This window comes from Geothrix campi (assembly GCF_024609265.1).
Lineage (GTDB): Bacteria > Acidobacteriota > Holophagae > Holophagales > Holophagaceae > Geothrix > Geothrix campi.
In genome coordinates, this window is the sequence record NZ_JANHMP010000001.1 from 851,943 (window position 1) to 873,065 (window position 21,123).

At 67.6% G+C, this 21,123-nt stretch carries 22 protein-coding genes; 15 read left to right on the plus strand and 7 right to left on the minus strand.

What is annotated here, in order from left to right:
* Nucleotides 1–10: 10 nt before the first annotated feature.
* From NOV65_RS04005 to NOV65_RS04020, 4 genes are all read right to left on the minus strand, one after another.
* On the minus strand, nt 11–136 hold the full coding sequence (locus NOV65_RS04005; protein WP_257304571.1) for a hypothetical protein: 126 nt from the start codon (nt 134–136) through the stop codon (nt 11–13).
* 312 nt (nt 137–448) lie between these two features.
* Entirely contained in the window at nt 449–1,585 is a 1,137-nt protein-coding gene (leuB, locus tag NOV65_RS04010) for a 3-isopropylmalate dehydrogenase (protein ID WP_257304573.1), read from the minus strand.
* Nucleotides 1,586–1,587: 2 nt separating this feature from the next.
* The gene (locus NOV65_RS04015) at nt 1,588–1,719 is read right to left on the minus strand and encodes a hypothetical protein (protein WP_257304575.1); all 132 of its coding nucleotides are present in this window, start codon (nt 1,717–1,719) and stop codon (nt 1,588–1,590) included.
* 4 nt (nt 1,720–1,723) lie between these two features.
* Nucleotides 1,724–3,286, minus strand: a complete 1,563-nt coding sequence (locus NOV65_RS04020; RefSeq protein ID WP_257304578.1) for a 2-isopropylmalate synthase — start codon at nt 3,284–3,286, stop codon at nt 1,724–1,726.
* A 133-nt stretch (nt 3,287–3,419) separates the two neighbouring features.
* Here NOV65_RS04020 and NOV65_RS04025 point away from each other — a divergent pair, with 133 nt between their 5' ends.
* The 4 genes from NOV65_RS04025 (at nt 3,420) to NOV65_RS04040 (ending at nt 7,518) form a co-directional block, all read left to right on the plus strand.
* Nucleotides 3,420–4,340, plus strand: coding sequence for a LysR family transcriptional regulator (locus tag NOV65_RS04025; protein WP_257304579.1), 921 nt, complete (start codon nt 3,420–3,422; stop codon nt 4,338–4,340).
* On the plus strand, nt 4,337–5,746 hold the full coding sequence (gene leuC, locus NOV65_RS04030) for a 3-isopropylmalate dehydratase large subunit (RefSeq protein ID WP_257304580.1): 1,410 nt from the start codon (nt 4,337–4,339) through the stop codon (nt 5,744–5,746). The genes NOV65_RS04025 and leuC overlap by 4 nt, the downstream gene beginning before the upstream one ends.
* The gene (gene leuD, locus NOV65_RS04035) at nt 5,746–6,348 is read left to right on the plus strand and encodes a 3-isopropylmalate dehydratase small subunit (protein WP_257304582.1); all 603 of its coding nucleotides are present in this window, start codon (nt 5,746–5,748) and stop codon (nt 6,346–6,348) included. Before leuC ends, leuD begins: the two co-directional genes overlap by 1 nt.
* 294 nt (nt 6,349–6,642) lie before the next feature.
* Nucleotides 6,643–7,518, plus strand: coding sequence for a YicC family protein (locus tag NOV65_RS04040; protein WP_257304584.1), 876 nt, complete (start codon nt 6,643–6,645; stop codon nt 7,516–7,518).
* Nucleotides 7,519–7,521: 3 nt separating this feature from the next.
* Here the strand turns inward: NOV65_RS04040 and NOV65_RS04045 are convergent, their stop codons facing one another.
* On the minus strand, nt 7,522–8,388 hold the full coding sequence (locus tag NOV65_RS04045) for a periplasmic substrate-binding domain-containing protein (RefSeq protein ID WP_257304585.1): 867 nt from the start codon (nt 8,386–8,388) through the stop codon (nt 7,522–7,524).
* Between the two features lie 3 nt (nt 8,389–8,391).
* A complete protein-coding gene (locus NOV65_RS04050) occupies nt 8,392–9,420 on the minus strand; it encodes a GntG family PLP-dependent aldolase (protein WP_257304587.1) in 1,029 nt (342 codons plus the stop codon).
* A 205-nt stretch (nt 9,421–9,625) separates the two neighbouring features.
* On the opposite strand from NOV65_RS04050, the gene NOV65_RS04055 reads away from it, so the two are divergent.
* The 7 genes from NOV65_RS04055 to NOV65_RS04085 all read left to right on the plus strand — a co-directional run bounded on the left by NOV65_RS04055 (nt 9,626) and on the right by NOV65_RS04085 (nt 16,188).
* Nucleotides 9,626–10,507, plus strand: coding sequence for an undecaprenyl-diphosphate phosphatase (locus tag NOV65_RS04055; protein WP_257304589.1), 882 nt, complete (start codon nt 9,626–9,628; stop codon nt 10,505–10,507).
* Between the two features lie 123 nt (nt 10,508–10,630).
* Nucleotides 10,631–11,392 carry an ABC transporter ATP-binding protein gene (locus tag NOV65_RS04060; protein WP_257304591.1) on the plus strand — a complete coding sequence of 254 codons (762 nt, stop codon included), beginning with the start codon at nt 10,631–10,633 and terminating at the stop codon, nt 11,390–11,392.
* Complete coding sequence (locus NOV65_RS04065; RefSeq protein ID WP_257304593.1) at nt 11,392–12,582, plus strand: ABC transporter permease; 1,191 nt, start codon at nt 11,392–11,394, stop codon at nt 12,580–12,582. Before NOV65_RS04060 ends, NOV65_RS04065 begins: the two co-directional genes overlap by 1 nt.
* An 83-nt stretch (nt 12,583–12,665) precedes the next feature.
* A complete protein-coding gene (locus tag NOV65_RS04070) occupies nt 12,666–13,196 on the plus strand; it encodes a tetratricopeptide repeat protein (RefSeq protein ID WP_257304595.1) in 531 nt (176 codons plus the stop codon).
* Nucleotides 13,197–13,215: 19 nt separating this feature from the next.
* Nucleotides 13,216–14,205: a gluconeogenesis factor YvcK family protein gene (locus NOV65_RS04075; RefSeq protein ID WP_257304596.1), complete on the plus strand. Its 990-nt coding sequence runs from the start codon at nt 13,216–13,218 to the stop codon at nt 14,203–14,205.
* Nucleotides 14,206–14,332: 127 nt separating this feature from the next.
* Nucleotides 14,333–15,457 (plus strand): DUF4388 domain-containing protein, encoded by a 1,125-nt coding sequence (locus tag NOV65_RS04080; protein ID WP_257304598.1) that lies wholly within the window; start codon nt 14,333–14,335, stop codon nt 15,455–15,457.
* Between the two features lie 23 nt (nt 15,458–15,480).
* On the plus strand, nt 15,481–16,188 hold the full coding sequence (locus NOV65_RS04085; protein ID WP_257304600.1) for a hypothetical protein: 708 nt from the start codon (nt 15,481–15,483) through the stop codon (nt 16,186–16,188).
* 11 nt (nt 16,189–16,199) lie between these two features.
* Here the strand turns inward: NOV65_RS04085 and truA are convergent, their stop codons facing one another.
* Complete coding sequence (gene truA / locus NOV65_RS04090; RefSeq protein WP_257304602.1) at nt 16,200–16,991, minus strand: tRNA pseudouridine(38-40) synthase TruA; 792 nt, start codon at nt 16,989–16,991, stop codon at nt 16,200–16,202.
* Nucleotides 16,992–17,411: 420 nt separating this feature from the next.
* Between truA and NOV65_RS04095 the strand changes: the two genes are divergently transcribed.
* The 4 genes from NOV65_RS04095 to NOV65_RS04110 all read left to right on the plus strand — a co-directional run bounded on the left by NOV65_RS04095 (nt 17,412) and on the right by NOV65_RS04110 (nt 21,120).
* Complete coding sequence (locus NOV65_RS04095) at nt 17,412–17,708, plus strand: HU family DNA-binding protein (protein WP_257304604.1); 297 nt, start codon at nt 17,412–17,414, stop codon at nt 17,706–17,708.
* 241 nt (nt 17,709–17,949) lie between these two features.
* Nucleotides 17,950–18,798 (plus strand): bifunctional hydroxymethylpyrimidine kinase/phosphomethylpyrimidine kinase, encoded by an 849-nt coding sequence (locus NOV65_RS04100; protein WP_257304605.1) that lies wholly within the window; start codon nt 17,950–17,952, stop codon nt 18,796–18,798.
* Complete coding sequence (locus tag NOV65_RS04105) at nt 18,795–19,982, plus strand: hypothetical protein (RefSeq protein ID WP_257304607.1); 1,188 nt, start codon at nt 18,795–18,797, stop codon at nt 19,980–19,982. Before NOV65_RS04100 ends, NOV65_RS04105 begins: the two co-directional genes overlap by 4 nt.
* 148 nt (nt 19,983–20,130) lie before the next feature.
* Nucleotides 20,131–21,120, plus strand: coding sequence for a cation diffusion facilitator family transporter (locus NOV65_RS04110; protein WP_257304608.1), 990 nt, complete (start codon nt 20,131–20,133; stop codon nt 21,118–21,120).
* Nucleotides 21,121–21,123 lie beyond the last annotated feature (3 nt).

Here is a 21,123-nt window from a genome sequence, read left to right on the forward strand (position 1 = left end):
CCGAGAACGTCTAGGAGGCCCCCACCTCGCCGCTAATAATCAGCACGGCGGGAATGGCCACCAGGCCGGCCACGGGGCGCACCACTGCGGACGACATCGCCGCAGCAGCCGAGTGGTCGAGGTGGGAGAGGCTCATGGGCGACGAGTTTTAGGGATCGCGCGGGAAAAGTCAACCGGGAAGTCAGGCCATTTCGGGGGGTCATGGGAATCCTCAGGAGTATCGATTTCGAAGGGGTCGGGCCGATGCAGAAAGGCCCCGCCTGGAGGTGCGGGGCCGGGATCCGGATGCTGCCGTCCCCGCCCCTAGCCCGCCAGCCGCAGCACCAGCCCGGGCAGCCCGGTAATCACGACGATGGCCCGCACTCGAAAGGGCGGGAGCACGTCGATGCGGGCAAAGGTGGGAGGCATGGGTTGGGTTTCCGGACAGAGGTAATGAGGCGGTTGAAGATCAGAGATGGCTGCGGACACCCTCGGGCGAGCCGCACCAGGCGTAGGCGGAGTCGGCCAGCCGGGCGCCCTTGGCCCCGGGGGGACGGATGGCTTCGCGGATCCGGGTGCCCAGGGCCCGGGTGCCGTGGTGGTGCTTGAGGCCCTGCAGGTCGGCGGTGCCATGGCCGCCCTTGAGGACGCGCTCCACGGCGGCTTCCAGGGCCCGCGCCTCGGTTTCGAGGTGGAGGCTGTGGCGAAGCAGCATGGCCGCCGAAAGAATCGTCCCGATGGGGTTGGCCGCATCCTGGCCCGCGATGTCCGGCGCGGAGCCGTGGATGGGCTCGTAGAGGCCCACCGATCCGCCCAGGCTGGCGGAGGGGAGCAGGCCCAGCGAGCCCGCCAGCACCGCCGCCTCGTCGCTGAGGATGTCCCCGAAGAGGTTCTCCGTCAGCACCACGTCGAAGTCGCGAGGGCGCGTGATCAGGGCCATGGCGAAGCTGTCCACGTAGGCGTGCGTCACCTTCACCGTGGGATAGGTGGGTGCCAGCTCGTCCACGATCTGGCGCCAGAGGCGGGAGGTCTCCAGCACGTTGGCCTTGTCCACTGAGACCAGGCGCCGCCGGCGGGAGGCCGCCAGCTCGAATGCCACCTTGGCCACCCGTTCGATCTCGGCCCGCGTGTAGGGCAGCGTGTTCACGGCCCGCTCATCGGAGAAGGAGCGCGGCTCGCCGAAGTAGAGGCCGCCGCCCAGCTCGCGGACGATCATCAGATCCGTGCCGTGAGTCACCTCCGGGCGCAGGGGTGAAGCATCTTCGAGCGCCGGATGGACCTTGACTGGACGCAGATTCGCGAAGAGCCCCAGGGCCTGCCGCAGGCGCAACAGTCCGGACTCGGGCCGCTGGGCCCTGGGATGGCGGTCCCAGGCGGGACCGCCAACGGCACCCAGCAGGACGGCCTGGCTGGCTTGGCACCTGGCGAGGGTCTCCGCCGGGAACGGGTCGCCCGTGGCATCCACAGCGGCGCCGCCGATGAGGGCCTCCTCGAGGTGGAACCGGTGGCCGTAGGCCGCGGCCACGGCCAGGAGGCAGGCGGCGGCTTCGTGGACCACTTCAGGGCCTACGCCATCGCCGGGAAGAAGGGTGATGCGGGCTTCCACGGTCAGACTCCCCAGAGGTACTGGTCAGGATCCGCCCCGTCCTCCGGGGGCGTGGCGGGCAGCGTGGCGGCCAGGACAGGAATATCTGTCCGGGTGGCGGCGCCTTCAAGGCCTTCGGGAAGACATTCCTTCATGGCATCACCTCGTGACGGCCGGAGCCGGACCGCTGGCGGCGGACGCACCCATCGCCCGGCGGGCGAACAGAACCTTGTTGGAGGCGTTCAGGTAGGCCCGAGCGCTGGCCTCTACGATGTCCGTGCTGGCGCCCTTCCCCCCTTGGATGACGCCATCGAACTCGACCTGGACGAACACCTCCCCCACCGCATCCGCGCCGCCCGTGATGGAATGCACGCGAAAATCGACCAATCGACCCCTCAGGCCCGTGAGCTTGTCCACCGCGGCGAACACCGCGTTCACCGGGCCATCCCCCATGGCGGTCTCCGTGGCCTCCCCGCCCTCGCCCCCGAGGGTGACGAGGGCGGTGGCGAACATGGCGGTGCCGGCCGTGGCCTGCACGAACCGGAGCTTGTACGCCTCGGGGATCTGCGGGAGCCCGTCCCGCACGATGGTGAGCAGGTCCTCGTCAAAGATCTCTTTCTTCTGGTCGCTGAGCTTGGTGAAGAGCTTGTAGGCCTTTTCCAAGGCCGCCTTGTCCAGCGGATAGCCCAGTTCCTCGAAGCGCTTGGCCAGCGCGTGGCGACCGGAATGCTTCCCCAGCACCAGGCTCGTGCGTTGGGCCCCCACGGATTCGGGGGTCATGATCTCGTAGGTGGAGCGGTGGCTCAGCATGCCGTGCTGGTGGATGCCGCTCTCGTGGGCGAAGGCGTTCCGGCCGACGATGGCCTTGTTGGGTTGCACCTCGACACCGGTGATGTTGGCCAGGGTCTGACTGGCACGGTAGATGGCCTCCTTGTGGATGCCGGTCTCGAATGGAAGTGCATCCCGCCGGACCGAGAGCGCCATCACCAGCTCCTCGAGGGCCGCGTTGCCCGCCCGCTCCCCGATGCCGTTCACCGTGCACTCCACCTGGCGCGCCCCGGCGCCCACGGCGGCCAGGGAGTTCGCCACGGCCAGACCAAGGTCGTTGTGGCAGTGGACGCTGATGGTGACCCCGTCGATGCCAGGCACCTTCTTACGCAAGTGGCGGATGAGGCGGCTGTACTCATCAGGAACCGTGTAACCAACGGTGTCAGGCACGTTGAGGACCGTGGCGCCCTCCTCGATGGCCACCGTGAACACCTCCACCAGGAAGTCCCAGTCGCTGCGGGTGGCGTCCTCCGCGGAGAACTCCACATCCTGGGTGAAGCTCTTGGCGGCCCGCACGCCCTCGCGGATCATGACCAGGGCTTCTGCGCGCGTCTTCTGCAGCTTGTAGGCCAGGTGGATGTCCGAGGTGGCGAGGAAGGTGTGGATGCGCGGCCGCGCAGCCCCGGAGACCGCCTGCCAGGCCCGCTCGATATCTCTGGGAAGGGCCCGGCAGAGGGCCGCGACGATGGGTTTCCGACACTCGCGGGCGACGGCCTGCACGGCGGCGAAGTCGTCCTCGGAGGCCACGGGGAACCCAGCCTCGATGACATCCACACCCAGGGCCTCGAGCTGGCGGGCCATCAGCAGCTTCTCGTCCAGGTTCATGCTGCAGCCAGGGGACTGCTCTCCGTCGCGGAGGGTGGTATCGAAAATGGCGATCCGCTCACTGCCCATCGGGGTACTCCTCGACCGGCCGAGGCCGGAGGGATCACGTAAAGATCACCCAGGTCACTCCATAAATACATTTAATTTTTTTTATGATTACATAAGTAATACTTGGAACTCTACACTTCCTGGCGGAGGGTCCATGGACCTCGGGCAACTGGAAACATTCCTGGTGGTGGCGCGCGAGAAGAGTTTCTCCCGCGCCGCGGAGCGCCTGTTCCGCACCCAGCCTGCCGTAAGCCTATCCCTGAAGAAACTGGAAGAGGAGCTGGGCGAGATCCTGGTGGACCGGACCACCAAGGGGGGCGTCCTCACGGATGCGGGTACGACGCTGCTCCCCCTGGCGCAGCGCATGTTCGATCTTCGCCAGGAGATCCTCGACACCTTCGGGGCGCTGAAGGGGCTCCAGCAGGGCCGCCTGAATGTGGGCGCGAACGAGAGCGTCTCGGAGTTCCTGCTTCCCCAGATCCTGCTGGCCTACCAGCAGGCCTGTCCCGCCATCAAGATCCAGGCCTATCGCCAGACTTCGGAACGCATCCCCGCCGAGGTGCTGGAACGACGCCTGGACGTGGGGTTCGTGTCCTACGACGCCCTGCATCCCGAACTGGTGAGTGAGGTCATCCACCGGGATCGCATGGTGCTGGTGGTACCGCCGGGGCACCGGCTGGCCCGGCGGAAGAGCATCAGCATCACCGACCTGGGGGAGGAGCGCTTCGTGGCCCACAACGCGCCCACCCCCACCCGGACCGCCATCATCGAACTGTTCGCCCGCTGCAACACCCCGCTCCGCCTCACCATGGAACTCGCCTCCATTGCCACCATCCTGGAGTTCGTGGCCCTGGGCGCCGGGCTGGCCATCCTGCCCCAGATGACCACCGCCGCAGCCGCCCGCGAAGGCCGGTTGGTGGAGGTACCCGTGCGCGAACTCCAGGTGGAGAAGCTCATCCGCATCATCACCCGCCGCGAGGCTGCCCTGTCCCCCGCCACCCGGGCCTTCCTCGAACTGATCCGCTCGATCGATTTCAGCCAACCCATGCCCGCCGCAGGAAGGAAGCGTCCATGAGCCCGCGCACCCTCTACGACAAGATCTGGGATGAACACCTGGTGGCCACCCGCGCCGACGGCACCAGCCTCATCTACATCGACCGCCACCTGGTCCATGAAGTCACCAGCCCCCAGGCCTTCGAAGGCCTGGTCCTCGCCGGCCGTGCCCTGCGCCGGCCTGACAACATCCTCTCCGTGGCGGACCACAACGTGCCCACGGTGGACCGCGAGAAGGGCATCGCCGACGAGACCTGCCGCCTCCAGATCGAGGCCCTGGAAACCAACGTGAAGGCCCACGGCGTGCCCTATATCCCCCTCCTGGACGACCGTCAGGGCATCGTCCACGTGGTGGGCCCGGAACAGGGTTTCACCTTGCCGGGCACCACCGTGGTGTGCGGCGACAGCCACACCAGCACCCACGGCGCCTTCGGGGCGCTGGCTTTCGGCATCGGCACCAGCGAAGTCGAGCACGTCATGGCCACCCAGACCCTGCCCCAGCGGCGCTCGAAGAACCTGCGGGTGCGCTTCGAGGGGACCCTGCCTCCCGGCACCGGCGCGAAGGATCTCGCCTTGCGCCTCATCGGCCAGATCGGCACCGCCGGCGGCACTGGCTGCGTCATGGAGTACACCGGGCCCGCCGTCCGCGGGTTGTCCATGGAAGGCCGCATGACCCTCTGCAACATGAGCATCGAAGGGGGGGCCCGCGCCGGTCTGGTGGCCCCCGACGACACCACTTTCGCCTATGTGGCGGGCCGCCCGCTCGCGCCAAAGGGCGCCCTGTGGGATGCGGCCGTAGCCCACTGGCGCACCCTGGCCTCGGACCCGGAAGCCACCTTCGACCAGGAGGTGGTGGTCGAGCTTCGCGACCTGGCCCCCCAGGTCACCTGGGGCACGAGTCCCCAGTGGGTCACGGACATCACCGGGCGCGTGCCGGACCCCGCCCAGGCCCGCAACGCGGAGGAGCGTGATGCCATCCTCCGCGCCCTCGAATACATGGGCCTGGAGCCGGGCACCCCCATGGAGGCCATTGGGATCCAGGCCGTGTTCATCGGCTCCTGCACCAACGGCCGCATCGAGGACCTGCGGGAGGCAGCGCTCGTGGCCCGAGGCCGGAAAGTCGCGCAGGGCGTGCGCGCCCTCGTGGTGCCCGGGTCCGGACTCGTCAAGAGGCAGGCCGAGGCGGAGGGGCTCGATCGCATCTTCCTCGAGGCGGGCTTCGAGTGGCGCCAGCCCGGGTGCAGTATGTGCCTCGGCATGAACGAGGATCGGCTGGAGGCCGGCGTGCGCTGCGCCAGCACCAGCAACCGCAACTTCGAGGGTCGCCAGGGCCGCGGCAGCCGCACCCACCTGGTGAACCCGGCCATGGCCGCCGCCGCCGCCGTGGCGGGCCACTTCACCGATGTCCGCCGGATGGAGCTGCGCTGATGAATCCCTTCACCACCCTCACCGGCATCGCCGCGCCCCTCCTCCGCGCCAACGTGGACACGGACCTCATCATCCCCAAGCAGTTCCTCACAACGCTGGTGCGCTCGGGCCTGGGCCGCCATCTCTTCGACGAACTCCGCCACGATCTGGAGGGCCGGGAGGTTCCAGACTTCATCCTGAATCGCGAGCCCTACCGGAAAGCCGCCATTCTGCTTTCAGGTCCCAATTTCGGCTGCGGTTCCAGCCGCGAGCATGCGCCCTGGGCCCTCCTGGACTTCGGCATCCGCTGCGTCGTCGCGCCCAGTTTCGCGGACATCTTCTTCAACAACTGCTTCTCCAATGGGGTCCTGCCGGTCGTCCTGCCCGCGGAATCCATCGCCCGACTCGCCGCCGAGGCAGGCCCCCTCATCGTGGATCTGCCCACCCAGACCGTGAGCGGGGCCCATTGCGGTTTCCGCTTCGAGATCGAGGCCGCGCGGAAGGCGGCCCTGCTGGAGGGCATGGACGAGATCAAGCGCAGCGAAGCGAACCTCGCCGACATCGAGGCCTACGAGACCAGGCGCCGCGTCGAGGCACCCTGGCTGGCCATCGGCGGGCGCTGAATTCGGCGAACCTTCAATAAAACCTGGTTATCGGCCTGACTCAGCCAGAAAAGCAAGCAACCGCGAATGACGCGAAAGGGTGCGAAACGCGACGGGGATTGGCCGCCTGGGCCTTCGGCCCCCAGGCCCGCCCCGCGCGTGGAGGCGGAAGCATGGTCGTTCGCCGTTCGCGCGCCCGCAGGGCGTTTCACGCCTTTCGCGGTTCGATCATTCCAGACGAATGCAAGCCGGCAATCAGCACGAGCCCAGCGCCGCGCTACCCTGGAAGGCCAAACTGCATCCGAGGTCTTGCCCATGAAATCCATGACCGCCTTCGCCGAGGTCGTCCGGCCCCTGGCCGCCGGGCAACTTCGGCTGTCCCTCCGCAGCGTCAATAGCAAGTCCCTGGATCTCAGCCTGCGCCTGCCCCCCGCCCTGTTCCCCCTGGAGGCCGGACTCCGCGCCCAGGTGCGCGAGGCCGCCCAGCGCGGGAAGCTGGACCTCACTGTGGAGGTGCAGGACGAACCCTCGCTGGAGCCTCGCATGAACCGCGCCCTGCTGCGGGCCGTGGCCAAGGGGTGGCAGGAGGATGCGGAATGGCTGAACCTGCCCCCCCTCACCGCCGAGGCCTTCTTCCGCCTTCCCGGCGCCTTCCAGGCCCCCGCCTCGGACCTGGGCGAGCGCATGGAGGCCCCCGTGCGCGAGGCGTTGGCGGCCCTGCTCGATACCTGGAACGAAGGCCGGGCCCGTGAGGCCGAACGGCTGCGCCCCTTCTTCGTGGATGGGCTGGCGCGGTTGTGCTCCCTGTGCGAACGCCTCCAGACCGAGGCGGACCTCCAAGCCGCCGAGCTTCCCGGCCTCTACCGCCAGCGCATCGAACAGCTGCTGGAAGACGCCCGCCTCGCCGGCCAGCTCCCCGCTGAGCGCCTGCTGGCGGAAGCCGGCGTGCTGGCCGAGCGCCAGGACGTGCGCGAGGAGCTGATCCGCCTCGCCTCACACCTGGACGACTTCGCCGAACGCCTGGCCACCGGCCGCCTTGAAGGCAAGGCCATCGACGTGTGGTGCCAGGAAGTCCTCCGCGAACTCAACACCACCGGCAGCAAGTGCAAACGCATCGCCATGACCCGCGCCGTCATGGAAGCCAAGGGCGCCCTGGATCAGATCCGCGAGCAGTCGGCCAACCTGGAGTGACGGCTAGAAGCCCAGCGGGTCGTAGGGCAACTCTGTGCTGCTCTTCCATACCCCGAAGAGCCGGGTGCGGGTCCAGTCCGAAGGATCCGGCCGCAAGCGCCGCATGCGGCGGGAGAGGAACCACACGGAACCATCTTTCGTGCGGTATTCGTCGTAGGGGGCGATGCGGACCTTCGCCATGTCCTCGGGACTGACCTGGCCGGGGAAGACGGCCCAAGCCCAGCGACCGGAGGCCAGCCCACCCGCCCAGGCGCTGCTTTCCAGCAAGGACGGATCGGTGGTCACCCTCACCCCGGCAAGACCAGGGCGGCCGGGAGTGAAGCGCCCGAAGCGGAGGAGCGTCGTGCCCTGGCGTACGAAGGGCCCGCTCCCGGGAACCCGCCAATGGGCGAGCTGGGCGGGCAGGCCCGCCTGAGGGCTCTTGAAGCGCAGCTCGAGGGTGGCCGGGTCCAGCACACGGATGGTTCCACCCAGCTGGCCCGCCACAAGGGCCACGGCCTTGGCCGTCCGGGCGGCATCAAGCATGGTTCCGTCCTGCAGCCGCCAACCCGGGCGCACCGTGAGGCGCCACCGCCGGCTGTGCCGGGAACCCTCGAGATTGGACAGCAGCTGGCCCATCCAGCCACCATCGGGGGCTTTCTCCAGCAGCGCAAGGTCGGACTGCGCGATGAGGAAAGCCTCGGTACCCGGCCCGGCGGGCAATAGCACCTCCACCATGGCTTCGTCTTCACCAAACTCAGGCTGGCCAGGCACGAACAAGGTTTCGTTGGAGGCCAGGGGCACCGGCACCAGGGTGTCCTGGTACCACCAGATGCCGCCTGCCACCAGGGCGAGCAGGGCCAGGGTCAGGAGGGCGAGGCGGGTCTTCATGGTTCAGGCTGCCCGGAGGAGGTGGGCCAGGGGCTCGATGCGGCGGAGGGCCTCCTCGATGTCGGCCATCTCCAGATCGCGATGCGGGATGAAACGGATGGCTGATCCCACCGGCAGGGCCCGGACACCGACGGCTTCCAGGGCCGCCAGGGCCGCGGCCGCATCGGGCACGGCCACCAGGAGGATGTTGGTTTCAGGCAGGGGAGCCGCGATGCCGAAGGCGCGCAACCCTTCGGCGAGCCGTCGGGTCTTGGCGTGATCCTCGGCGATCCGGGGCAGGTAATCCAGCGCCACCAGACCCGCCGCGGCTACGACGCCACCCTGGCGGACACCGCCGCCCAGCATCTTGCGCAGGCGCCGAGCCTCGGCGATGGCCGGCGTCGAGCCCGCCAGCAGCGAGCCCATGGGCGCCCCCAGCCCCTTGCTCAGGCAGACCTGCACCGTGTCCACGCCCTCGGCGAGCGCAGCGGGCGAAAGCCCCAGCGCGGCAGCGGCGTGCCAGATCCGCGCGCCATCCAGGTGCACCGCCAGCTTGGCGGCCTTGGCGGCGGCCACCAGGGCGCGGTGCTCGGCCTGGGGTGTCACGGCGCCTCCCGCGAAGTTGTGGGTGTTCTCCAGGCAGAGCAAGGTCGTGCGCAACGAATAGTAGGGGCCGGGCGATCCCGCGGCCCGGGTCACCTGGGCCGGTGTGGGCCGGCCGGGGCCGCCCTCCCAGGCCAGGGCTTCGGGCATGCCGCCCGCCAGCCAGGCACCGGTGCCCAGTTCCGCGCCCAGCACATGGGCCTGGGCGGGCGCCAGGAAGCGGTCGCCGCGCTTGAGGTGCAGCATCAGGCCGATGAGGTTGCCCATGCAGCCGGAGGGCACCCAGAGCGCGGCCTCCATGCCCAGCAACCCGGCGACGCGCATCTCCAGTTGGACCATGGTGGGATCGTGCTCCAGCACGTCATCCCCCACCTCCGCGGACGCCATGGCGGCGCGCATCTCCTTCGAGGGCTGGGTCACGGTATCGGAGCGGAGGTCGATGGATCGCATGGAGAGATTCAAGCACAGCCGGAGGCGCGCGGTTGGCAAAACAAGTTTTCAAAACAAACTTGTTCCATGGGAAAACCAGAACCAAGCCCAAAGCCACCTCGACCTGGATCGGATCATCCACGAGCCTGCCCGGCTGGCCATCCTGCGGGCGCTCCCCGGGAATCCTGAGGCCTCTGGCACACTATTCCTTTGTGCCGGAGATTGAATGAACCTATTGCACGCCATCCTCCTGGGTCTGATCCAGGGCCTGACGGAATTCCTGCCGGTGTCCTCCACGGCGCACCTCACCCTCGCTGAACACCTGATGTTCGGCGGGCGGCCCATGCCCCTGGCCTTCGACGTGCTGCTGCACGGAGGCACCCTGATCGCCCTGATGATCTATTTCCGCCGGGAGCTGCTCCAGGTGGTCATGGGCTGCGTGGGCCGGGATCTGGAGGGCCGGAAGCTGGCGCTGTGGCTGTTCATCGCCATGATCCCCACAGGTGTCTTCGGCTTGGCCACCAAGGGCGTGAAGGAGGCGGCGAAGGACCACCTCTGGGTCTACGGCATCGGGCTGGTCTGCACCTCCGGCCTGCTCTACCTCGCCAACCGCCTCAGCCGAGAGCGGATCAATCTGGCCGGTGATGACAAGGCCGGGCGCGGCATCAGCGATCTCCGGGCCTCGGACGCCCTGGCCGTGGGCGCCATCCAGGGCATCGGCGGCGGCTTCGGATTGTCGCGCTCCGGATCCACCATCGCCATGGGCGTGTTCCAGGGCCTGCGCCTGCCGGTGTCGACGCGATTCAGCTTCCTCCTGGGCATCCCCACCATCGCAGCGGCAGCAGCGGTCGAGCTTCGCGGTCTGCTGAAGCCCCTGTTCGGGCACCAGCCCCTGCCGGCCGACCTGGCCTTCCCCGCCGGGTCGGCCTCCCCCGCCCTGCTCTGCGGGGTGGGCGTCCTGGCGGCGGCCATCTCGGGCTACCTGGCCATCGGTCTCCTGGACCGTTTCACCCGGAAACCGAAGCTCAATGGCTTCGCCGTCTACTGTCTGGGCCTGGGCCTGGTGATGCTGACCCTGAGTGCCACGGGCGCCCTCGGCCATCACTGAACGGAGGCCACCACTGGAAGGCCTGGCACCGCCGTTCACCGGCCTGATCACTCCGTTCGCCGGTCCTCCTGAACGGGAACCCATCGTCTGCCTCTACACTGAGGCCTTCCCTCCGGAGGTCCGGTGATCCAGCTCAACGAGGTCCACAAATCCTTCACGGTGAAGGATCGGAAAACTCGCGTCACTAAGCGCATCGACGCGGTGCGCGGGATCTCACTGGAGGTGAAGCCCGGAGAGATCTACGGCCTGCTGGGCCCCAACGGCGCCGGCAAGTCCACCACACTGCGCATGATCGCGGGCCTCATGGATCCTGATGGCGGCGCCATCAGCGTCTGCGGCCACAACACCTGTCAAGAGCCCGAGGCAGTCCGGGGCTGCCTGGGCTACCTGAGCACCGATATGGGCGTGTACGTCCGTTTCACGCCCCGGGAACTGCTGCGGATCTTCGGGGAATTCCAGGACGTGGATCCCATGGTGGCCGAGCGCCGGGGCATGCACCTGCTGGAGAAGCTCCAGCTCGCCGATTTCGCGGACGTGAAGATGGAGGGCTTCTCCTCGGGGCAGAAACAGAAGGTGAGCATCGCCCGGGCGCTGCTGCACGACCCCAAAGTGGTGATCTTCGACGAACCCACCACGGGATTGGACGTGCTCACCGCCAAGACCGTGCTCGATCTGCTGCGCATCATGCGCGAAGAGGGCCGCACCGTGATCGTGTCCACCCACGTCATGCCCATGGTGGAAGACATCTGCGACCGCGTGGGCATCATCTTCGACGGCAAGCTGCACGGGGACGCGCCCCCCCGGGAGATCCTGCAATCCAGGCATGCCAAGAGCCTGGATGAAGTCTTCTTTCAGCTGGCGGCTGAATCCGAAGGAGGCCACTGATGCGCGGCGCCCTGCTCATCGCCAAGAAGGAGTTCCTGGAGCTTTCCAAGGACCGGAAGACGCTGTTCTTCGCCTTCGTGCTGCCCTTCCTGCTCTATCCCGCCATCTTCGGCATGATGGCGAAGATGGCGAAGCGGGACGAGGACCAGAACCGCAACAAGGCCAGCCGGATCTACGTGGCTGATCCCTCCGGCGCCATCACGGACCTGATGCGGGCCGATCCGAAGCACTTCGAGCTGCTCCCGAAACCCGAAGGCGACCTCCGGCAAGCGATCCGGGATCAGAAGCTGGATCTGGCCTTGGACGTGGCGCCAGGCGCCACCGAAGCCCTCCAGAAACATGCGACGTTCCTCATCGGCGCCACTGTGGATGAAAGCGAGCACACCTCCGAACTGGCTCTCAAGCGTGTGAGAGAGACGCTCACGGGACAGGAAAAGGTCTGGATCCAGGCGCGCCTCCAGACCCTCGGTGCCTCCCCCCAGCTGGCGGAACCCCTGAAGCTCGAGGTGAAGAATGCCGCTGATCCCGCCCTGGAGATGGGCAAAGTCATGGGCCGGCTGCTTCCCTACCTGCTGATGATCATGATGTACACCGGTTCCATGCAGCACGGGATCTACGCCACCGCCGGTGAGAAGGAGCGGCACACGCTCCTGAGCCTGATGGCCACCCGCCTGCCGAGGAACCAGATCATCCTGGGCAAGCTGCTCTACATCTTCAGCATGGGCGTAATCGCGGCTCTGCTGAACCTGCTGAGCATGGGGCTCTCCATCCCCTTCATGGGTAGCGGTTCCTCGAATTCCATGCAGGCGATGGCGGCCGTGGCGAACCCCGCGACTCTGGGTCTCACGTTCATGATCATGGTGCCGCTTGGCCTCTTCTTCTCGAATTTCATTCTGCTCATGGGCATCCAGGCCCGGAACACGATCGAGGCCGGCAGCGCCATCACGCCTGGCATCTTCCTGGTGGTCTTCCTCGGCATCTTCACCATGGCCCCGGGCGTGGACAAGATGGCCTTCCTCTCCTACGTGCCCGTGGTGAACGTCTGCCTGGCCCTGCGCAAGCTGTTCAGCCAGCAGTTCAACCAGCTGGAATATCTGGTGGCCTTCGCCATGACCGTGGGGCTGGCGGCCGTCATGACCTGGCTCTCCACGCGGATCCTCAACCGGGAGAAGGCCCTGTTCAAGGCCTGATGACGGTTTCAGGGGCCTGCGGGGCATTTGCCCGGGAAAAGCTGTCATCCTATAGTTTCTCCAAGGCTTCCAGAGGATCCCGCATGGCGACGAAGGCCAAGTCAGAACACGCTCCCAAGTCCGCCCCCGCACCGGCCGTCCAGGTCTTCCCGCTCGCGGACGCATTCGCGAAGGCCGTGAAGCTCGTGGATGTCGGCAAGCACGCCGAGGCCGTGAAGGCCCTGGACCACCTGATCGAGGAAGCCCAGGCCACCGGCGACTGGGCAGTGAAGCGCCGGGCGCAGGTCTACCGCGCCCAGGCCGAAGCGAAGCTGCATCCCCCCAAGGCCGCCACTCCCGATGTCGTCACCGAGATCCAGGCCTCTCTCAACCGGCACGATACGGATGGGGCCCTCAAGCAGTTGGAGAAGGCCATCAAGGCACACCCCGCGCAGGGTCCCCTGCATTACCTCCGGGCCGTGGCCTTCGCCCAGGCGGAGAATACCGAAGCCTCCGCGGAGAGCCTCAAGAAGGCCCTCGAGCTGGATGGCGATCTGGTCTTCCTGTGGCATATGGAGCCGGACTTCAACACGGTCAGGAAGTCCCCCCTCTTCGCCTTCACCGAAGGCCGCTAGGCCAGCGCCGGACCGCCTCATGTCAGGCCCCCTGGGTCTCCATGCCGATCAGCCCCTGAAGGTGGTGGCCCTGGGCGGCGGCACGGGTCTCGCGGCCTTGCTGCGGGCCTTGAAGCGCGAGGCCGGCCGCAGCCGCGACCCCTGGAAGCTCACGGGCATCGTCACCGTGTCCGACAACGGCGGCTCCTCCGGGCGGCTCCGCGACGAGCTGGGCGGCATCCCGCCGGGGGATCTTCGCAACTGTCTCTCGGCCCTGACGCTGGAGGATTCGGCTCTCTCCGACCTCCTGAACTACCGGTTCAAGGGGGACGGCAGCCTCGCCGGACACTCCCTGGGAAACCTCATGCTCTGGGCCCTGGCGGATCTCACGGGCGACTGGGTGCGCGCCATCCGGCAGCTTTCGGGGGTGCTGGTGACTCTGGGCCGCCTCTTCCCCTCCACCGTGGTGCCCATCACCCTCTGCGCCGAGGACATGGACGGGCGCCGCTACGAGGGGGAGACCGCTGTGGGTTCCTGCCGCCCACCCCTGGCCCGCCTGTGGATGGAGCCCGCCGGAGCCGAACCCCTGCCTGAGGCGGTTCTCGCCCTGCTGCGGGCGGATCTCGTGATCCTCAGCCCCGGCAGCCTCTATACCTCCACGATCGCCAACCTCCTCCTTTCGGAACTCCAGGAGGCCGTGGCCATCTCCCGGGCACCGGTGGTCTATGTGGCCAACCTCATGACCGAACCCGGAGAGACCTCCGGCCTGGATCTGGAGAACCATGTGGCCGCCATCGCCGCCTTCGGGCGCGTGGGCATCTCAGCCGTGATCGCCAACTCGGCCCCGCTCGGGCCGGAAATGCTGGCCCGCTATCGGGAAGAGGGCGGCGAACCGATTGCCGCCCCCTCCGCAGAGGTATTGGGCATCCCCGTCCATCGCTTCCCCCTGCTGGACCCCGAGGCCCCCATGGCGCGGCACCATCCAGACCTGTTGAATCAGGCCATCCGGGAAACCCTGACGCGGCTTTGACCCCCGAGTTGGAACCTGGGCCCCGGCCGATTCGGAAGCCAGGTGGATTCGGCGTCTTGTAGATTTTTGATCTCCCTGTGTTTTCAACAAGGATCGAGGTAGCCTTGTCCCTACGGGAGGCAGGTTCTTGGCGCTGAGCGGCGATCTGGCGACGATGGGCCTGGAAGATCTCTTCCAGTGGCTCGCCGTGGGCAAGAAGTCCGGTGTGCTCGAGCTCCGTGGCCCCCTGCACACCAAGCGTGTGGCCTTCCACGAGGGCCGCATTACCAGCGTGTGGTCCTCCGATCCGCGGGAGTACCTGGGCCAGTTCCTGCTCGCCTCCAACCGCATCACCGAAGACCAGCTGCGGGAAGCTCTGGCCACCCAGGAGGACGAGCAGCAACTGCTGGGCCGCATCCTCATCAACCGCCACCTGATCACCGAGGCCGAAGTCCGGCGCATCGTGCAGTTGAAGGTCGAGGAGAGCATCTACGACACCTTCCTCTGGAGCGCAGGCAGCTTCGAGTTTCACGACGGGCTGGCCTCCCACCAGAAGTCCATGCTGCTCAGCCTCGACGTCACCGGCATTGTGCTTGAGGGCGCCCGTCGGATGGACGACTGGAAGCGCATCCGGCGGATCATCAGGGGCGGCGATGCCGTGCTGATGGCCGTTTCCGAGGCCATCGCCGAGCACCTGCCCCTGGCTTCCGAGGATGCCGACCTCCTGGCGCGCCTGGATGGGAAGATCTGCGTGGATCAGCTCGTGCTGAGCATCCGCATGCCCGAGTTCAAGATCAACAAGCTGCTTTTCGACCTCCACGAGAAGGGCCTGGTGCGCATCGTGAAGGAGGGCGGCGGAGTCGCGGAGAATCCGAGCCTCCAGCTGCAGCGGGCCCGCGCCCTCGTGGAGAAGCAGAAGCTGCAGGAGGCGCAGGAGGAGTTGCGCCGCATCCTCAAGGACCAGCCCAGACACGTGGACGCCGGCAAGATGATGGCCGTGGTGCAAGACCTCCTGGAGGACCGGAAGCTGGATCAGGAGCTGGTCCCCGAGCTGGCCGTGAGCATGGATGAGCTGATGACCACCGATCTCGGCTCCAACGAGGCCTTCCTGGCCAGTCGCGTGAATGGCCTGTGGTCCATCCGCGACATCCTCACCATCGCACCGTTCGAGCAGGCGGAATGCCTCGCCATCTTCTCCCGGCTCATCAAGCGTGGGATTCTCAAGACGTCAAAACTCACCAAGGGAAGCGATCAGCCGGGTGCCATGCGCTGATCCCTCCCGGATCCGGAGGCACCATGCGCATCGCCCTCGCCCTGCTCTTGATCACCCTGCCCCTCGCCGCCGCGAAGAAGCCCACACCGGCCCAGCTTCAGGCCCAGGTCAAACGGCTCACGGAAGAGCGGGACGACCTCAAGCAGCGGCTGGCGGCCACCGAGGATCTCCAGCAGGAACTCGCCGCCGCCCAGAAGGCCAGGGACCTGTCCCGGGCAGAGGCCGAGACCGCCCGCAAGGAAGCGGACCAGGTCCGCGCGACCCTCCAGGAGAACCAGGGGGGGGGTGATGCCATCTTGAAGGATGTGCGGGCCGCCCGGCAGGAGGCCGAAGCTGCCAAGGCCGAGGCGGCAAGGCTCAAGGCGGAGAACGAGGAACTGCGCAGCAAGGTGAGCGCCGTCCCGGCCGAGGGGGACTTGGTGGTGCTGAGTCCGGAGGTCCAGCCGGCCCGACCGTTGAACCTGAACCGGGTGGTGCCGCGCCTGAAGTCCTCGGGGTTCTTCGCCGGCCGGCCCAAGGGCGTCGTCGTGGTGAACGTCCTGGTGAACGAGAAGGGCGAAGTGATCGCCTCGCGCCTGATCCAGGGCCTCCCCGGCGACGGCCAGGATGAGAAGGAGGCGGGCGAAGCCTGTGTGGAAGCCGCAAAGAAGGTCGTCTTCGACCCGGCCACCTCGAAGGATGGCAAGACCCGCTTCAAGGTCTGGCAGGGCGTTGGGTTCTATCTGGACTGAGGCGCCGGCCCTCAGTCTCGCTCACCCCAGGGGCTGGGGTCGCTCATGCCCCAGCGGGCTTCGTACCAGACCTTTTCCATGCACAGTCCCCAGGGGGGGGCGGTGAGACCGGCCCGGCTGCGGTCCTTCGCGGCCAGCACGGCGCCCATGGATTCCGGGCTCCGCCGTCCCTTCCCCACCTCCACCAGCGTGCCGGTCATGATGCGGACCTGGTGCATGAGGAAGCTGCTGCCCTCGAATATGAGATCCACGCAGCCATCCCCTGGAGTGAGCTGGATGGCATGCAGGGTGCGCACAGGGGTCTGGGCGGCGCATTCTGAGTTGCGGAAGCTCGTGAAATCGTGGGTGCCAAGCAGGGGAGGCACCGCTTCCGCCATGGCCGCGAGGTCCAGGGGCGCAGCCTGGTGGAGATGCCAGCGGAACGGTGCCATCAAGGGATCTTCCGCCGGCCCCAGGCCCAACCTGTAGATGTAGCGCTTGGCCACGGCATGCTGCCTTGGAAAGAAGCCCTCGGGAGCGGGCCGCGCCTGCATCACCCGGATGTCCTTCGGCAGGTGCGCATTCAGCGCGGCCAGGAGGCGATAGGGCTCCCAGGCCCGGACGGTATGGATCAGCACACCCTGCGCACGCGCATGCACCCCCGCATCCGTGCGCCCGGTGCCCTGGGGCATGGGCGCCTCAGGATCGAAGGCGCACAGCGCCTTCCACAGTTCCCCCTGCCCGCTCCGCAGGCTCGTCTGGATCTGCCAACCATGAAAGCCACCACCTGCGTAGGCCACGGTGAGGAAGAAGGGGTGCGTCATAGGACCCATCTTAGAGGGTGTCTGACGGAACCAGACCATGCCGTGTGGGGGTTTTGTTTGGCGCTTAAAGGCCGTGAATCGCCCCCCTGCTGGCCTTCTGCGGGCAGCCTCTCTCCCAATGGCCCGTTCTACGGTGATCTGCGACAGGCATGGAACTTAGGTTTCAGCATTTCCGGCCTTCCGTGTGTTCCATGGCCCTCGAGAATCCGCAGGGAAGCCGATCTGCGATTTTTTTTCGAAGAAAAGCCTTGACCATGCTGCGTCTGCGGCGTAGCTTCTTGGCAGTTTAGGAAATACAGTATTCATCGGCCTTTGCGGACCAATGATATTCGAAAACTCAGCAGGTACGGTCGTCTCCAATGGGAGGCGATTCCGTTTTCCTCAACCCGGGGACACAGATCCCCAAATTCGGAGGTTTCCATGAACAAGGCTGAACTGGTCAGCGCCGTCGCCGACAAGGCCGGTATCACCAAGGCCCAGGCCGCTGCGGCCCTGGATCAGGTGCTCGGTGGCATCGCTTCCGCCCTGCGCACTGGCGACAAGGTCACCCTCGTGGGCTTCGGCACCTTCTCCGTCGCCAACCGCGGCGCCCGCACCGGCCGCAACCCTCGCGACAACAAGCCCATCAAGATCGCTGCCAAGAAGGTCGCCAAGTTCAAGCCCGGCAAGAAGCTGGCTGACGAAGTCAACGGCAAGGGCGGCAAGAAGCGCAAGTAGGACCAGGCCGACCGGTTTCGGCCGGAAACCAGGATCGCAGGACCCGCTTCGGCGGGTCCTGTTTTATGCCAAAGTGCTTTTTTTAAATATTAACAGGCGCCGCTCCCTATGAACCCGCGATGGGCCCGATCCCTGGCTTTCCCGGGGGCCGGGACACGGTAAACCCCGTCTTTCTTTGCGATGCACATGCGCCCGCGAGGGAGCGCCGGACGTTCATCCTGTGTCATCCTGGGACTTCGCCATGGAAGCCACCTACCCCAGCGCCCCGCCGGTCGCCCTGTGCCTGGGCGGGATGGATCCGTCCGCCGGCGCGGGCCTCCTGCGCGATGCCCTGGCCCTGGCGGAGTTGGGCTGCCAGCCCATGGCCGTAAGCCTGGCGGAGACCCTCCAGAACGGCTTGGCCTGCACCCGGATCGAGCCCCCGAGCCTGGACCCGGTCCAGGGCCTCGAAACCCTCGCGCCCCATCTGGCGGGTCGCTGGGGCGTGAAGATCGGCCTCTGCGCCCTGGAGGCGGACACCTTCAGGCGGCTCTGCGCCACCCTGCACCACCTCGCGCCGCCCCTGCGCATCTGGGATCCCATCCTCGCTCCCAGCGCCGGGGTGGGCCTGCATGATGGCGGGGATCTGCGCCGGATGGCCGCGGACCTGCTGCCCATGGGTGGCTGGGTGGTAAGCCCCAACCGGGGTGAGGCCGCCGCCTTCGCTGGTTTGCCACCGGAGGCTATCCGCGGGGCGGCGTCCGAGACACTGGCGGCGCCGTGGCTGGAGGCCGGGGCCGCGGCCGTGTGGCTCAAGGGCGGTCATGCCCCCGGCGACCTGGTGCAGGACCTCTGGATCACGCGAGACGGCATCGAGGCCCTGGATGCTGCGCCACGCCTGCCGGGCCAGCGCCGGGGCACGGGCTGTCTCCTCTCGGCGACCTGGCTGGGCCTGCGCCTGCGGGGGCTGGAGGACCGGGCAGCCGCCCGGGCAGCCGCCCTCCGTCTGAGGGAGCGCTGGGACCGGGCCTTCTCTCCCGGTGGCGTGGGCCGACCGATGTTCGCCCCCCTGCCCCTGATTCCAGATTCCGCCACCAGGGAGGCCCGGTGACGGAGAACGAAGGTCGGGGCTTCATTCTGCGTGCGGCGACGGACGGTCCCTGGGCGGGCTGGGCGGGCTCGCGGTTCCTCGAAGAGGGGTTGGCTTCGGTCCATGCCGCGCCGGGCCGTGCCCTGGCTAGGCTCATGAACCTGGCGGCCCTGCTTCCCGGCGGGTTCGGCCTGATCTGGGACCATCCCCCGGCCTGGATGGAGGCCCTGCCCTCCGAATCGCGGCAGGGCTGGTGGGAGGCGATCTCCGCCATCCCGGGCCTGACCTTGCACCTTGGACCCGAGGCGGTGGCGCAACTCCCCGGTGGCGCCTTCCGGGCTTGGCTCCACGTCCCGGAGATGCCCGAAGGCCCCCTCGGTGAAGCCTGGCGCCAAGGTGTCGTGGGCTGGGTTCCACGAACAGGAAGCGGTTGGCACCTGCCCGACCTGGGCACCCCCGCGCCCGGCGATGAGGTGCCTCCCGGCTGGCTCTGGGGCGAAGTGGTCCTGCCTCTCGGCGCCCTTTCCACCCTGGCCTCGGGCGAGGCCTTGATCGCCGCGATGTCCGAGGCCCAGAGCGCGGCGGAACGGGGCTTGGCCCAGCGCATGTCCGCGGGCGCCTGGGTGGATCTCCCCTTCCTGCGACGTGCCGCGGGCTGGCGCCTGGCCCTCGTGGGCGGCATCGAGTTCCAGCGGGCCGGGGGTGCCTGGCCCGTGGCCTTCGGCCAGTTGCGGGCCCTGAAGGCCCTGCTTCAGGAGCGACTGCGGACGCCCATTCACCTGGGTGCCGGTGGCGATCCGCGGACCGCCGCCCTCCTTGGGCGCCAGGCCCTACGGGAGGGCCTGCCCTGGCGGGCGAGCCTGCCGCTCCCCCCCGCGCCCGGCGCCTTCACGCCTGGGCTCGCAGCCGATCCGCGCGACCCCGCGCCACTCGAAGCCCGCGCCCTCCAGCCCGCCGCCTGGCCCGACACCCTGGACCATCCGCCGGCCATTCTTCTGCGCGTGCCAGCCGTGCCCCCCGAAGCCGGGGCCCTGGCGATGCTGGCCCAGATCCAGCCTGCTCCCGCCCTCCGCTGGTTGCCGCCGGAGCTGCCCCCGCCGCCCCCCTTCGATCCCGATCGCCCCTGGTCCGTGCCCGCAGCCTTCCCCTTCCCGACGGATCCCGGCAACGGCTTCCAGCGTGGGCTCTTCGAGGACTTCGAATAGACCAGCGATAAGGATCTCCACGAAGGACACGAAGAAACGAGCCAGACCACGAAGGATGAGTCTATGTCTTCGTGTTCTCGTTTTCACTTCGTGCCCTTCGTGGCGTCCTTTCTTCCTTTCGGCTGGTACCGTGGAGTCCGGAGCAGCCATGTCCGCCGAACACCTCGAACAACGATCCCGGGTCCGCATCGCCCTCTTGTCCATCACGGCGGGCACCGTCGTCCTGGGCCTGAAATACCTGTCCTACGTGCTTTCGGGCTCGGTGGCCCTGAAATCCGACGCCATCGAGAGCGTGGTGAACGTGGTGGCCGCCGTGTTCGCCCTGGGCGCCGTGGTCTTTGCCGGCAAGCCCGCGGACAAGGAACATCCCTATGGCCACGGCAAGATCGAGCACTTCAGCGCGGCCTTCGAAGGTGGCCTCATCTCCCTGGCCGCGGCCTTCATCCTCTTCGAGGCCGCCGAGGGACTCATCCATGGTGTCGTGCTGAAAGATCTGGGCCGTGGTCTGGCCGTCAACCTGCTGGCCGGCGCTCTCAATGGCCTGCTGGGCTGGTTCCTCCTCACCCAGGGCCGCAAGACCCGCTCGAAGGCCCTGGAGGCCGACGGACACCACATCCTCTCCGACTTCTGGACCACCGTGGGCATCGTCACCGGCCTGCTCGCGGTGAAGTTCACGGGCATCAAGTGGCTCGATCCCGTCATGGCCATGATCGTGGGCCTGCTGCTGGCCCGCACGGGCTTCCGCCTGGTGAAGGAATCCTCCCAGGCCCTGCTGGACATGGAGGATCCTGAAGTGCTCAGCAAGGTCCTGGCGGCCATGAATCGCACCCGCACCTGGGACATCCTCGCCGTCCACGAGATGCGCACCTTCCGCTCGGGCCGCTACACCCACGTGGACGTGCACATGGTGGTGCCCGAGTACTACCCCGTGCGCCAGGCCCACGACCTCTGCGAAGGCTTCGGCAAGCGGGCATTGGAAGAGGCCGATATCGAAGGCGAGGTGCACACTCACGTGGATCCCTGCGGCCGCCTGTACTGTGAGCGCTGCCCCGCGGAGACCTGCGCCATCCGGCGGGCGCCCCAGACCGACGGCACCACCTTCGTCCTGGAAGAGGCCACGGCCGCCGGGCCTGCCTGAGCA

Excerpts from the sequence above, each read along its gene's own strand:
- NOV65_RS04005 (WP_257304571.1), bottom strand. The coding sequence starts at position 136 with ATGAGCCTCTCCCACCTCGACCACTCGGCTGCTGCGGCGATGTCGTCC.
- NOV65_RS04015 (WP_257304575.1), bottom strand. The coding sequence starts at position 1,719 with ATGAAGGAATGTCTTCCCGAAGGCCTTGAAGGCGCCGCCACCCGGACA.
- NOV65_RS04020 (WP_257304578.1), bottom strand. The coding sequence starts at position 3,286 with ATGGGCAGTGAGCGGATCGCCATTTTCGATACCACCCTCCGCGACGGA.
- NOV65_RS04025 (WP_257304579.1), top strand. The coding sequence starts at position 3,420 with ATGGACCTCGGGCAACTGGAAACATTCCTGGTGGTGGCGCGCGAGAAG.
- leuC (WP_257304580.1), top strand. The coding sequence starts at position 4,337 with ATGAGCCCGCGCACCCTCTACGACAAGATCTGGGATGAACACCTGGTG.
- leuD (WP_257304582.1), top strand. The coding sequence starts at position 5,746 with ATGAATCCCTTCACCACCCTCACCGGCATCGCCGCGCCCCTCCTCCGC.
- NOV65_RS04040 (WP_257304584.1), top strand. The coding sequence starts at position 6,643 with ATGAAATCCATGACCGCCTTCGCCGAGGTCGTCCGGCCCCTGGCCGCC.
- NOV65_RS04045 (WP_257304585.1), bottom strand. The coding sequence starts at position 8,388 with ATGAAGACCCGCCTCGCCCTCCTGACCCTGGCCCTGCTCGCCCTGGTG.
- NOV65_RS04050 (WP_257304587.1), bottom strand. The coding sequence starts at position 9,420 with ATGCGATCCATCGACCTCCGCTCCGATACCGTGACCCAGCCCTCGAAG.
- NOV65_RS04055 (WP_257304589.1), top strand. The coding sequence starts at position 9,626 with ATGAACCTATTGCACGCCATCCTCCTGGGTCTGATCCAGGGCCTGACG.
- NOV65_RS04065 (WP_257304593.1), top strand. The coding sequence starts at position 11,392 with ATGCGCGGCGCCCTGCTCATCGCCAAGAAGGAGTTCCTGGAGCTTTCC.
- NOV65_RS04070 (WP_257304595.1), top strand. The coding sequence starts at position 12,666 with ATGGCGACGAAGGCCAAGTCAGAACACGCTCCCAAGTCCGCCCCCGCA.
- NOV65_RS04075 (WP_257304596.1), top strand. The coding sequence starts at position 13,216 with ATGTCAGGCCCCCTGGGTCTCCATGCCGATCAGCCCCTGAAGGTGGTG.
- NOV65_RS04085 (WP_257304600.1), top strand. The coding sequence starts at position 15,481 with ATGCGCATCGCCCTCGCCCTGCTCTTGATCACCCTGCCCCTCGCCGCC.
- truA (WP_257304602.1), bottom strand. The coding sequence starts at position 16,991 with ATGACGCACCCCTTCTTCCTCACCGTGGCCTACGCAGGTGGTGGCTTT.
- NOV65_RS04095 (WP_257304604.1), top strand. The coding sequence starts at position 17,412 with ATGAACAAGGCTGAACTGGTCAGCGCCGTCGCCGACAAGGCCGGTATC.
- NOV65_RS04100 (WP_257304605.1), top strand. The coding sequence starts at position 17,950 with ATGGAAGCCACCTACCCCAGCGCCCCGCCGGTCGCCCTGTGCCTGGGC.
- NOV65_RS04110 (WP_257304608.1), top strand. The coding sequence starts at position 20,131 with ATGTCCGCCGAACACCTCGAACAACGATCCCGGGTCCGCATCGCCCTC.